A 12,121-nucleotide genomic window follows, 5' to 3' on the forward strand; every position below is an offset into this window, starting at 1 on the left:
CTGGTATGAATGGAAACCATGACTGACGCCGAAGTATTTCCTGCCCCCGTTGTCCTGTGGTCCCATCCGGAAGACCAGCGCGCTGGAAAGCCGCTGCTGGTACTGCTCCACGGCTACGGTGCCAACGAGCAGGACCTGCTCAGCCTGGCTGACCTGCTGCCCGGGGACTTCGCCGTCGCTTCGCTCCGGGCGCCCATCGCCATGGGCCCCGGCTTCACCTGGTTCCCGCTCACGGCCTCCATCGAATACTCCTTGGACCGGGTCAAGAAAGCGTCCGCCTATGTGCTCGACTGGATCGACACCATCCGCGTGGGCCACCCGTCGGTGACCCTGCTCGGTTTCTCCATGGGCATGGCCATGGCCACCACGCTCCTCCGCCAGCGGCCCACGGACTTCGCCGCCGTCGTCGGACTTTCAGGTTTCGTGGTGGACGCCGCCGGCGACCCTACCTTCAGGGACGACGAACTGGACGGCACGGTGCCCATGTTCTGGGGCCGGGACCAGCAGGATCCGGTGATCACCCAGGACAAGATCGAGTTCACCATGGGCTGGGTGCGCAGGCACGTCAAGCTCACCAAAGTGCTCTACACCGGCATGTGGCACGGCATCAACCAGCAGGAGATCGGACACGTGGGGGAGTTCCTCACCCACGAGGTGCTGAACAAGTAGGAGTACGACGGCGGCACGGAGGTTTGACGGCGGAACGCCGGCAGCCGCGGCTAGTCAGCCGTGGGGGCCACGACCCGGACGGTCTGGCCGTTAACGGTGACGGTGTCCCCGTTATGCAGCTGGCGGCCGCGGCGGTCGTCGATTTCGCCGTTGACCTTGACCAGACCGTTCCTGATGAGCTCCGCCGCCTCCACGCCGTCCTCCACCAAGTTGGCGAGCTTCAGCAGCTGGCCCAGCCGGATCATGCTGTCGCGGATGGGGACGTCGTCAATGGGGTTGCTCATAGAGCAATAATGCCTGAACTAAGCTTGATCCAATGACCTCCCCTCCACGCCTGCCGGTACTTGCAGGCCTGCCCCTGGCCGTGGGTTCCGGCCTCGCCATCCCCGTCCAGGGCCGCATCAACGGGGCGTTGGGGGCCCGGCTCAACGATGGAATCGCCGCGGCGGCCGTGAGTTTCAGCACAGGCCTGCTGGTCATGATCGTGATCTCGCTGGCGCTGCCGCGGGGCCGGGCCCGCCTGGCCGCCATCCTTCCGGCTGTCCGGAACCGCGCTTTTCCCCGCATCTACGTGGTGGCCGGCGCCATCGGTGCGCTGTTCGTGTTTGCCCAGTCCTTCACGGTGGGCATCCTCGGCGTGGCACTTTTCACCGTCGCCACCGTCACGGGGCAGACAGTGAGCGGCCTGCTGGTGGATCGGATGGGGATCGGGCCGGCCGGGAAGAAATCCGTGACCGGCATCCGGATCATCGGCTGCATCCTCACCATCGCCGCGGTTGCCTGGGCAGTGTCACCCCGGTTCGGCGGCGGAGCCTCAGGGGACGCGGCAGGACTGCTGCTGCCTATCCTGCTGCCGGTGGCGGCGGGCTTCCTCATGAGTTTCCAGCAGGCCATGAACGGCACCGCCACCATGCACTACGGCACCCCGATCGCCGCCACGCTGGTCAACTTCGTGGCCGGCTGCATCGTGCTGTGGACTGCGCTGGCCGTGAAGCTGGCGGTAGCCGGCCCGGCCAACCCGCTGCCGGGGGAGTGGTGGTACTACCTGGGCGGTCCCATGGGCTGCGTCTTCATTGGTTTGGGCGCCCTCCTGGTCCGCAGCCTCGGCGTGCTGGTCACCGGGCTGGGCATGATCGCGGGCCAGCTGCTGGGCTCGCTGGCCCTGGACCTGGCGCTGCCCACCCCCGGGACCGTCGTCGCTCCGGCCACCGTGCTGGGGACCCTGCTGACCCTCGCCGCCATCATCCTGGCAACCCTGCCCTGGCCGCGGGGAGCGCTGCGGAGGCAGCGGCCGGTACGCTAGGACTCGAGCTTTCCACGTCTTCCTTCATCCGCCCCGTCGCGTTGCCCACTGTGCCTCGGCACTCGGCAGCCGGGGCCCGACAACCCGCGGACCGCACCCAGCGGCCCTGTAGAAATTGGAGTTATCCCATGGCAGCAAAATCCGTCCTCGACCAGGTCATTTCCCTCTCCAAGCGGAGGGGCTTCGTATTCCAGGCCGGTGAGATCTACGGAGGCTCGCGGTCTGCCTGGGACTACGGCCCCCTGGGCGCCGAGCTGAAGGAAAACATCAAGCGCCAGTGGTGGCAGTCCATGGTCCGCGGCCGCGAGGACGTAGTGGGCCTGGACTCCTCCGTCATCCTGCCCCGCCAGGTATGGGAAGCCTCCGGCCACGTGGAGGTCTTCTCCGACCCCCTGGTGGAGTGCCTGTCCTGCCACAAGCGCTACCGCGCGGACCACCTCGAGGAAGAGTACGAGGAGAAGAAGGGCCGCCCTGCGGAGAACGGCCTGAAGGACATCGTCTGCGCCAACTGCGGCACCCGCGGCCAGTGGACCGAGCCGCAGGAGTTCTCCGGCCTGCTCAAGACCTACCTGGGACCGGTGGCCAGCGAGGAAGGCCTGCACTACCTGCGCCCCGAAACCGCGCAGGGCATCTTCGTGAACTTCAACAACGTGCTCACTACCTCCCGGAAGAAGCCCCCGTTCGGCATCGGCCAGATCGGCAAGTCCTTCCGCAACGAGATCACCCCCGGCAACTTCATCTTCCGAACCCGTGAGTTCGAGCAGATGGAGATGGAGTTCTTCGTGGAGCCCGGCACGGATGAAGAGTGGCACAAGTACTGGATGAACGAGCGCATGGCCTGGTACACGGGCCTGGGCATCCGCGAGGAGAACCTCCGCTTCTTCGAGCACCCCAAGGAGAAACTGAGCCACTACTCCAAGGGCACCACGGACATCGAATACCGCTTCGGTTTCCAGGGCTCCGAGTGGGGTGAGCTGGAAGGCATCGCCAACCGCACCGACTTTGACCTCTCCACGCATGCCAAGGCATCCGGCACGGACCTGAGCTACTTCAACCAGGCCACCAACGAGCGCTACATTCCGTACGTGATCGAGCCCGCGGCCGGCCTGACCCGTTCCTTCATGGCGTTCTTGGTGGACGCCTACACCGAGGACGAGGCCCCCAACGCCAAGGGCGGCGTGGACGTGCGCACCGTGCTGAAGCTGGACCCGCGCCTGGCCCCGGTCAAGGCCGCAGTGCTGCCGCTGAGCCGCAACGAGGACCTGTCCCCGAAGGCCAAGGCCCTGGGCGCGCAGCTCCGGAAGAACTGGAACATCGATTTCGACGATGCCGGCGCCATTGGCCGCCGCTACCGCCGCCAGGACGAGATTGGCACCCCGTTCTGCATCACGGTGGACTTCGACACGCTCGAGGACCAGGCCGTCACCATCCGCGAGCGGGACACCATGAGCCAGGAACGCGTCTCCCTGGACAAGGTGGAGGGCTACCTGGCGACACGGCTGATCGGCGCCTGAGCATGGCCATCGAATACCGCGAATGGCGTGACGGAGACGACCTGGCGCTCCTGGAAATCTGGGGCGACCCGGACACCGCGCAGGCCGGACAGTTCCGCGGTGCCCTGGCCGTCTCCTCCAACGGACGGGACGGCAACCCGTGGCGCCGCTGCATCGTGGCCGAAGACGTCGTCGACGGCGTCAGCATTCCGGTCGCGGCCGGCGTCGTCTATGAAGCGTCCCTGCACCCGGACCGCCTCTGGGCCTACATCGAAGTCGCCAAGGACCACCGCCGCACCGGGATCGGGGCCAGCCTGCTGACCATGCTGCGCCGCGAAGCGGAAAACGCGCCGTCGGGCGTGACGAAGCTCCGCGCCAAAGTGGAGCCGGACACCGCCGGTGCCGCGTTCGCCGAAGCCTTCGGTCTCACGCCCATCCAGCGGTCCCGCCTGGTGGTAGTGGAGCCCGGCGCCCTGCGGCTTCCGGTGTTCCCGGACAAGGACTACGGCGGACGGCCGGTCAGCGGCGAAAACGCCGGCTCGGACGTGGTCATGGACCTGGCCACCGGCTCCGTGGAGCTGACCGACGTGGTGGGCCGCTACTACACCTCGATCCATGGCTGGGACTCTCCCGGGGTGTTGTCCGTGGGCCAGGTGCAGAAGCTGTTCCTGGACGAACTCACCGGAGCCCATGGCGCCATCGTGCTCCGTGCCCAGCCAGGGTCCGCGTTTGGCCAGGGCGTGGCGCCGGGCAAGAAGGGGCGCATCCGTGCGTTCGCCGTCAGCTACGCTCCGCCGGCAGATCCGGACGCCGCACCCCACACCCAGGGTCCGGAGAGCGCCGGGCCTGAAACCCCCACGGATGTCTTCGTGGGCCACGAGCCTGCGCTTGACGCTGACGACGCCGCCGCGGCCGTCCGCGACATCCTCTCCCTGATCGCGTACCAGCACCCCGTCATGCTGGAACTCGACGATTCCATGACCGCGCTGCGGGCCGCCGTCGAGCCCCTCCTGGAAAGCGGCATGGCACGGCTGGCGGGCACGGAAACCCTGGTGGTCTCGGACTAGGATCACTCCGCCCAGAGCCGCGGCGCCGCGTGCTGCTCCGGACGGAACGCACGCGGCGCCGGCTGGTTTAAAGCGGGTGACGTTCGGGCTATCTCGTGCGCGGACCACGACGGCGGCCGGCGGCTGCGTCCGCCGCGTCCAGCAGTTGCCGCTCGGCATCGGTGGGAGCGGCGCCGCCGAGGTGCGCAGGCATCCACCATGCCCCGGGCCGGGGCTGCAGCGGAAAATCCGCGATGCAGCGGTCGATTCCTGACTGCAGAATGCTGCGCAGTCCTTCCGTGGCCCCCTCTGCATCGACGTCCGGGGCAAACATCATCGGCCCGTCAATCTGGACGCGGACAGGCGCCCGCCAGCCGCGCCCCAGCGAGAAACCGTGCCCTCGGGTCATGATCCGGTGGGCGCCCCAGACGGACACCGGGATGACCGGGACGCCCGCTTCCGCGGCCATCCGGACCGCGCCGGTCCTGCATTCCCGGACCGTAAAGCTCCGGCTGACGCCGGCTTCCGGGAACACCGCCAGGTACTCGCCGGCCCGCAGTTTGGCCACGGCGGAGTCGTAGGCGTCGGAACGGTCCGCATACCCCACCACCACATGGCCGCTGGCGCTGATGGCGGGACCTGCAAGCCAGTGGTCCGCCGCACCCTGGTGGACCAGGAAGCGCAACTGGGCACGGGACTGCCGCCACAGGAGCAGCTCAACCACTGCAAAGTCCAGGTAGCCGAAGTGGGTGACGGCAAAGACCGCGCCGCTGCCTGGCGACATCTGGCGGGACGGGCCGCTGGTGGATCCGCTTGGGGGCAGGTGCTCCAGGCCCGTGGCACGGATGTCCAGCCGCAGGGCCCAGCGGAGGAACTGTCCGGTGCGGACGATCAGCCGGTAGAAGCGGTCGTTGGGTGGGGGACGCCAGGGCATCGTGGAGCGCCCTAGAGGGTGACCTGGACTGAGGCATCCGGCAGCAGCTGCGTGAAGGCAGCGGACGGCCGGACGGCGGCGCCCGTGCTTTCGGCGAAGGACTTGATGACGAACCCGGTGGCAAGGGTCTGCCAGATGCGGATTTTGCGGAGCATGAAGTGCCCCGCGCCGCTGAGGGCCACGTACTGCATGCTGGCGGCGTCGGCAGACGCCCGGCGGGCAAAGGCCAGGGACTGGGTGGGACTGGTCATCTGGTCCGTGGTGCCATGGATGATCAGGACCTTCCTCCCGGCGACCCTTTCGGCAGGAGTCTGCGGGTCCAGCCAGGGCGCAAGGGCCACCACGGCATGCACCTGCGGGTGGTCGGCGGCGCACACGGCGGTCAGGCCTCCCATGGAGTGCCCCAGCAGGAAAACCGGAACGTCGGGGTGGCGTTCGGCTATCTGCCGCAACGCCCACCGTGCGTCCTGGAGGGGGGACATGTCGGGCCCGTTCCAGCCACGCACGCTGTTGCGCAGGGACCATACCGCCAGCCCCTGTTTCCCGCCGGCGCGGTGCAGGTGCCGGGCGAACGGGACCATCCTTGCCGGACTGAGGTGCCGGGCCTCAACCGGGTCGTGGCTGTGCGGCCTTCCGCCGTGCAGGACCAGGACCACGCCCCTGGTCTCACCGGATGCTTCGAGGACACTCAGCACGGGGCGGTGGGCAGGAACCGTGGATGCCGTCCCGGCCCGCACCACGCCACTGTCCGATGTTTCGCTGTTGCCGGCCCCATACCCGCCACGGTTGTCCATGCCTGGTTCCTCCCCATCCCAATGGTCCATTTATAAACCCTATGGCGCCCCACGTAGAGTTCAACGCATGAGGTTGTACTCCTGATGGGCGCCGGTCACTCCCACGCTTCCCTGGATCATTCGGAGCCGACGCCGCAAGCGATGGCTGCCCGCAGGAAAGCGAACCGCATCCTGGCCGCCGTGCTCATTCCGCTCGCACTGCTGACCCTGGCCGGCATGGCCGCGCTGTGGCCGTCGGGAAGCAAGGAAGGGATTTCCCTGGCCAACCCTTACTCCACAGCCCCAGGAGTCACCTTCGACACGGGCACCATCCAGAGCGTGGTGACCGGAAGCTGCATCGAGGGCGCCGGCCAGCAAAGTTCCGGCCAGCAGGGCACCAGTGACCAGGGCGCCGGCCAGCAAAGTCCCGGTCAGCAAGGCCCCACCCAGCAGGGATCCACGCAGCAGCCGCCGGGCCAGGGATCGGGCTGTACCTTCGCCTACACGGACCCGGACAAGGGCGGAAGCCCGGTGAAGGTGGTGATCAACCCGGACGTGGCCTCCTCTCACGGCGTGAAGCCCGGGGACCAGATCCGCTACCTCAACCTCTCGAACGTCCAGGGTGCCACCGGTTCCCAGGGCTCGCCGGCGTACGTCTTCGTGGATTTCGTCCGCACCCTGCCGATTGTGCTGCTCGCGGTGCTATACGCCGTGGTGGTCATCGCCGTCGCCAGGTGGCGCGGGCTCCGCGCACTGATCGGGCTGGTGGGCGCGTACTTCGTGCTGGCCTCGTTCCTGCTCCCGGGGCTGGTGGAGGGCAAGCCGCCCCTGTTGCTGGCCCTGGTGGGGTCCACCGTGATCATGATCGGTGTGCTGTATTTCGCCCACGGGTTCTCGGCGCGGACGTCCACGGCGCTGCTGGGCACCATCTTTGGACTCTCCATCACCGCCCTGCTCGCTGCGTGGGCAACGGACGCGGCAAACCTGGCCGGCGTGGGCAGCCACGATGCCGCCACCCTGGTCAACACGTCGTCTCACATCTCCATTTCCGGGGTAATTCTCTGCGGACTCATCATCTCGGGCCTGGGCGTCCTCAACGACGTGACCATCACCCAATCATCGGCCGTGTGGGAGCTCTACGAACTCGCCCCCGCCAGCAGCGCCCGGAAGCTCTTCACCTCCGCCATGCGAATCGGCCGCGACCATATCGCCTCCACCGTGTACACCATCGCGTTCGCCTACGCCGGCGCCTCGCTGCCCATCCTGATCATCGTCATGCTCTACGACCGGCCCCTGATGGACACGCTCACCAGCGCTGAACTGTCCGAGGAAGTCATCCGGACGCTCGTAGGTTCCATTGGGCTGGTACTCGCCATCCCGGTCACCACCCTGATCTCCGTGCTGGTGGTCAAGGCGACGGGCATCAAGGAAGCGGACGGCCATACCGGGAGCGTGACGCACGACGGCGGCCACGTCCACGCCGGGGACGTGGCGGACACCGGGGCGCTCGCCGCAGCGGCCCTTGAGGAACGCAGCCGGCGCACCGCCGTCGAACCCCTTGACGAGCAGCCCGCCACCAGGCGGGGCCGACGCGCCGACCGCGCCTGACCCGCGTCCGGTACGGCCGGCAACCTACTGGTAGTCCGCGAGCCAGAGATCCGGGCCGAAGACCTCGTACTGAATGTCTTTGGGCCGTACGCCCGCGCCGACGAGGGCGGTGCGGACGGCCTGCATGAAGGGCACTGGTCCGCACAGGTAATACTCGGCGTCGGAGGGCAGAACCACGTCGTGGATGTTCATGAATCCGGAATGCACGTTTCCGCCACCTCCGGCCGCAGCCGATCCCGTGCCGTCCGGGTTGAGGAACCAGGTGTCGATGGACCCGTCCTGCAGCGCGGACAGGTCCGCAGCCACCTGGTTCCGCAGCGCGAACGAGGCGGGGGAGTCGTCGGCGTGCAGGAACATGACCTTCCGCTGAGAGCCGGACTTCACCAGGTGGTACAGCATGCCGGCCATCGGAGTGATCCCGATGCCTGCACTTGCCAGCACCACGGGCCGGTCGGTGTACTCAAGGACAACGTCGCCGAAGGGGGCGGACAGCGTCACCTCATCGCCCACGTTGACGTGGTCGTGCAACAGGTTGGACATCTCGCCGTCCGGTGTGCCCTCCGCCCGGACGCGCTTGACGGCGAACCGCCGGTGCTGCCCGTCGTCCGCCTGCGTGAGGCTGTACTGGCGTGGCTGCACGACGCCGTCGGGCATCTGCATTTTGAGGGTCACGTACTGTCCCGGAAGCGAGGGCTTTACATCCCGCTCGTCGGTGCGTTCCACCACGAAACTCACCACCTCGTCCGTTTCCTGGATCTTCTCGGCCACCCGCCAGGTGCGCCATACGGTTTCGGGACTGAGCCGTACGGCGTCGTACAGCCCGCGTTCCTTGTTGATGAGCATATTGGCCATGAGCCAGTAGACCTCGTCCCATGCAGCCGCCACCTCCGGGGTCACCGCATCGCCGAGCACATCGACGATGGCCCACATCAGGTTGTCGTGCACCACCTGGTACTGCTCGGGACTGAGACCCAGGGACACGTGCTTGTGCGCAATCCGGGACAGCAGGTGGTCGGGGAGGTGGGTGGGATCGTTGACCAGGAAGCCGGCAAACGCGGCGACTGAACCGGCCAGGGCCTGCTGCTGCCGGCCGTCGGCCTGGTTGCCGCGGTTGAACAGGCCATTGAGCAGTTCGGGATGTTCCTGGAACATGTGCGTGTAGAAACGGGAGGCAATTTCCTGGATGTTTTCACCGACGACGGGGAGGGTCGCCTGGATTACCGGATACGAAGTGTCGGACAGCATGGGCATGTCTCCTTCAAGGTCCTGGCTGGTGTGCAGTCCCGCGCCACGCCAGCACCGCCGGAAACCCCGGAACAGGCCCTTTGGCACTCGCAGGGAGCCGATTTGCCCGGCTTTGCAACAATGGACAGGTGACTGTTGCAGCAACTCCTCCCGCCCCCAAGCTGGAACTCCCGCCCCTGAAGCTGGGACCCATCACGGTGGACACCCCCGTGATCCTGGCTCCCATGGCGGGCATCACCAACTCCGCCTTCCGCAGGCTCTGCCGTGAATACGGCGGCGGCATGTACGTGGCGGAGATGGTCACCTCCCGCGCGCTGGTGGAACGGACGCCCGAATCCCTCCGCATCATTTCCCACGACGACGACGAAAAGGTCCGCTCCGTGCAGCTGTACGGCGTGGATCCGGGCACCGTCGGCGCCGCGGTGCGGATGCTCGTGGAGGAAGACCGGGCCGACCACATCGACCTCAACTTCGGCTGCCCCGTCCCCAAGGTGACCCGGCGCGGCGGCGGGTCCGCCCTGCCCTGGAAGATCGACCTCTTCACCGCGATCGTTCAGACCGCCGTCAGGGAGGCGTCCAAAGGCAACATCCCGCTGACCATCAAGATGCGCAAGGGCATCGACGATGACCACCTGACGTACCTCGACGCCGGCCGCATCGCCCGCGACGCCGGTGTTGCAGCCGTCGCCCTCCACGGCCGCACCGCCGCCCAGTTCTACTCGGGCAAGGCCGACTGGTCCGCCATCGCGAGGCTCCGCGAAGCGCTCCCGGACATCCCCGTGCTGGGCAACGGCGACATCTGGTCCGCCGAGGACGCCGTCCGGATGGTCCGCGAAACCGGCGTGGACGGCGTGGTGGTGGGCCGCGGCTGCCAGGGACGGCCGTGGCTCTTCGGCGACCTGCAGGCCGCGTTCGAAGGCAGCGACGTCAGGCACCGGCCCAACCTGCGACAGGTGGCTGAGGGCGTCTACCGCCACGCGGAACTCATGGTGGAGACCTTCGGCGACGAAGGCAAGGCGCTGCGCGAGATCCGCAAGCACATCGCCTGGTACTTCAAGGGCTACGTGGTGGGCGGCGAACTGCGCACCAGGCTTGCCCTGGTGACCAGCCTTGAGGTCCTCCGGGACACCCTTGCCGAGCTGGACCTGGACTCGCCCTACCCGGGCGTTGACGCCGAGGGCCCCCGGGGCCGTGCCGGCTCGCCCAAGAGGCCGGCGCTGCCCAAGGACTGGCTGGACTCCCGGGCACTGAACGATGACCAGTCCCGGGACATCGCGGCTGCCGAACTGGACGTTTCCGGTGGCTGAAACACGCGTGCCAACGCCCTCCGGAACCGGGACCCCCACCGCGGGCCTGGCGCTGCCCGGCTACGACACCCACGACTCCGCCCGCTGGGTGGAGGAGCCACCCAAGAGTACCTACCGCTCCGACTTCGAACGGGACCGGGCCCGCGTGCTGCACTCCTCGGCCCTGCGCCGGCTGGGCGCCAAAACGCAGGTGGTGGCACCGGACACGGACGACTTTGTCCGCACCCGCCTCACGCACAGCCTTGAGGTGGCCCAGGTGGGCCGCGAACTGGGCCGGGCCCTGGGCTGCGATCCGGATGTGGTGGACACGGCCTGCCTCAGCCACGACCTCGGCCACCCGCCCTTCGGCCACAACGGCGAATCGGCCCTGAACGAGGTGGCGCACGCCATTGGCGGCTTCGAAGGCAATGCCCAGACCCTCCGCCTGCTCACGCGGCTCGAGCCGAAGGTACTCACGGCGGACGGCCACCCCGCCGGCCTGAACCTCACCCGCGCAAGCCTTGACGCGGCGTCGAAATATCCCTGGTCAGCCCTGGAAGCGCCCGTCATCCACGGGCAGCGGACCAGCAAATTTGGCGCCTATGAGGACGACCTGCCCATCTTCAACTGGATCCGGGAAGGTGCCCCGGAGCGCCGCACGTGCCTGGAAGCGCAGGTGATGGACCTGGCGGACGACATCTCCTACTCGGTGCACGACGTGGAGGATGCGATCGTCGCCGGCCACTTCCAGCTGCGCTGGATGGACAACCCGGACCACCGCGCCCGCGTGGTGGGCTACGCCAAACAGTGGTACCTGCCGCACAATGACCCCGCCGCCATCGACGCCGCCCTGGCGCGGCTGGAGGCCACGGACGTATGGGTGCGCGAGGCGGACGGCAGCCGCAGATCCATGGCGGCGCTGAAGAACATGACCAGCCAGCTGATCGGCCGGTTCTGCCAGAGCGCGCTGGAGACCACCCGCGCCGTCTACGGGCCGGAAAACCTCACCCGCTACAACGCCGAACTCATGGTCCCCGACGAGACCGTCATGGAAATCGCCGTGATGAAGGGCCTGGCCACCACCTTCGTCATGACCACCGAACACCGGCAGCCCATCTACGAGCGCCAGCGCGAGGTGCTCCACGCCCTGGTCACCGCCCTCAGCGCCACGGGGGACCGGCACCTGGAACCGATGTTCGCTGCGGACTGGCGGGCGGCGGACGACGACGGTGCGCGCCTTCGCGTGGTCATCGACCAGGTGGCATCGCTCACGGACGGGTCGGCCCTGGCCATGTACGAGCGCCTGGTGGGCAGCCTGCCCTCGCTCTGGTAGGCCGGCCGCAGCTCATTCCCGGGCACCCTCCCGATCAACAGCTTCCTTAAAGCATCTACACAGGAAGCAGGTGCACGATGGGAGGAAAGAAGGGCCGCCAGGAACGGGAGCAGGTCATGAATACTCGCAGCAGGGGCAAGCGCCTTGCCACCGGAATTACGGCGGCCGTTGGTGTCGGCAGCTTCGCGGCTGCCGGTGTGGCCGCAGCTGCCGTGTACGCTGCCACACCTTCCGTGATCGCCAGGACAACCCCCGCCGCGGACAGTACCACCCAGGGCACGGCGCCCAAATCCGGCCCTGCCCGCTCCGATGATGACGACTACGGGACCCGGCAGGACAACGGCGCGCGCCGGTCCAGGAGCTACGGCAACACCAGCCCCGTCCAGCCAAGCAAGGGCGGCACCGTCCACGGCAGGTCTTCGGGGTCCTGA

General features: G+C 67.8%; 12 protein-coding genes. 8 read left to right on the forward strand and 4 right to left on the reverse strand.

From position 1 onward, the window contains the following. Nucleotides 1–18: 18 nt before the first annotated feature. Nucleotides 19–669 (forward strand): alpha/beta hydrolase, encoded by a 651-nt coding sequence (locus J2X98_RS00900; protein ID WP_141940700.1) that lies wholly within the window; start codon nucleotides 19–21, stop codon nucleotides 667–669. A gap of 50 nt (nucleotides 670–719) precedes the next feature. Here J2X98_RS00900 and J2X98_RS00905 read toward each other — a convergent pair whose 3' ends face one another. Continuing rightward, entirely contained in the window at nucleotides 720–953 is a 234-nt protein-coding gene (locus J2X98_RS00905; protein WP_141940701.1) for an RNA-binding S4 domain-containing protein, read from the reverse strand. Nucleotides 954–985: 32 nt separating this feature from the next. On the opposite strand from J2X98_RS00905, the gene J2X98_RS00910 reads away from it, so the two are divergent. The 3 genes from J2X98_RS00910 to J2X98_RS00920 all read left to right on the forward strand — a co-directional run bounded on the left by J2X98_RS00910 (nucleotide 986) and on the right by J2X98_RS00920 (nucleotide 4,532). Then, a complete protein-coding gene (locus J2X98_RS00910; RefSeq protein WP_307303492.1) occupies nucleotides 986–1,972 on the forward strand; it encodes a DMT family transporter in 987 nt (328 codons plus the stop codon). Nucleotides 1,973–2,100: 128 nt separating this feature from the next. Further along, on the forward strand, nucleotides 2,101–3,486 hold the full coding sequence (locus J2X98_RS00915) for a glycine--tRNA ligase (RefSeq protein ID WP_307303495.1): 1,386 nt from the start codon (nucleotides 2,101–2,103) through the stop codon (nucleotides 3,484–3,486). 2 nt (nucleotides 3,487–3,488) lie between these two features. Then, the gene (locus J2X98_RS00920) at nucleotides 3,489–4,532 is read left to right on the forward strand and encodes a GNAT family N-acetyltransferase (RefSeq protein WP_141940704.1); all 1,044 of its coding nucleotides are present in this window, start codon (nucleotides 3,489–3,491) and stop codon (nucleotides 4,530–4,532) included. 88 nt (nucleotides 4,533–4,620) lie between these two features. Here J2X98_RS00920 and J2X98_RS00925 read toward each other — a convergent pair whose 3' ends face one another. Further along, nucleotides 4,621–5,445, reverse strand: coding sequence for a lysophospholipid acyltransferase family protein (locus tag J2X98_RS00925; protein ID WP_307303497.1), 825 nt, complete (start codon nucleotides 5,443–5,445; stop codon nucleotides 4,621–4,623). Between the two features lie 11 nt (nucleotides 5,446–5,456). Continuing rightward, nucleotides 5,457–6,239 carry an alpha/beta hydrolase gene (locus J2X98_RS00930; RefSeq protein ID WP_141946198.1) on the reverse strand — a complete coding sequence of 261 codons (783 nt, stop codon included), beginning with the start codon at nucleotides 6,237–6,239 and terminating at the stop codon, nucleotides 5,457–5,459. A 141-nt stretch (nucleotides 6,240–6,380) separates the two neighbouring features. Between J2X98_RS00930 and J2X98_RS00935 the strand changes: the two genes are divergently transcribed. Next, a complete protein-coding gene (locus J2X98_RS00935; protein WP_307303502.1) occupies nucleotides 6,381–7,826 on the forward strand; it encodes a YibE/F family protein in 1,446 nt (481 codons plus the stop codon). 24 nt (nucleotides 7,827–7,850) lie between these two features. Here J2X98_RS00935 and J2X98_RS00940 read toward each other — a convergent pair whose 3' ends face one another. Continuing rightward, nucleotides 7,851–9,071: a globin domain-containing protein gene (locus J2X98_RS00940; RefSeq protein WP_307303503.1), complete on the reverse strand. Its 1,221-nt coding sequence runs from the start codon at nucleotides 9,069–9,071 to the stop codon at nucleotides 7,851–7,853. A gap of 128 nt (nucleotides 9,072–9,199) precedes the next feature. Between J2X98_RS00940 and dusB the strand changes: the two genes are divergently transcribed. The 3 genes from dusB (at nucleotide 9,200) to J2X98_RS00955 (ending at nucleotide 12,121) form a co-directional block, all read left to right on the forward strand. Then, entirely contained in the window at nucleotides 9,200–10,378 is a 1,179-nt protein-coding gene (dusB, locus tag J2X98_RS00945; RefSeq protein ID WP_141940708.1) for a tRNA dihydrouridine synthase DusB, read from the forward strand. Next, entirely contained in the window at nucleotides 10,371–11,690 is a 1,320-nt protein-coding gene (locus tag J2X98_RS00950) for a deoxyguanosinetriphosphate triphosphohydrolase (protein WP_307303507.1), read from the forward strand. The genes dusB and J2X98_RS00950 overlap by 8 nt, the downstream gene beginning before the upstream one ends. A gap of 116 nt (nucleotides 11,691–11,806) precedes the next feature. After that, nucleotides 11,807–12,121 (forward strand): hypothetical protein, encoded by a 315-nt coding sequence (locus tag J2X98_RS00955; RefSeq protein WP_307303509.1) that lies wholly within the window; start codon nucleotides 11,807–11,809, stop codon nucleotides 12,119–12,121.

Origin of the sequence: Pseudarthrobacter enclensis (assembly GCF_030811655.1) — a bacterium.
Lineage (GTDB): Bacteria > Actinomycetota > Actinomycetes > Actinomycetales > Micrococcaceae > Arthrobacter > Arthrobacter enclensis_A.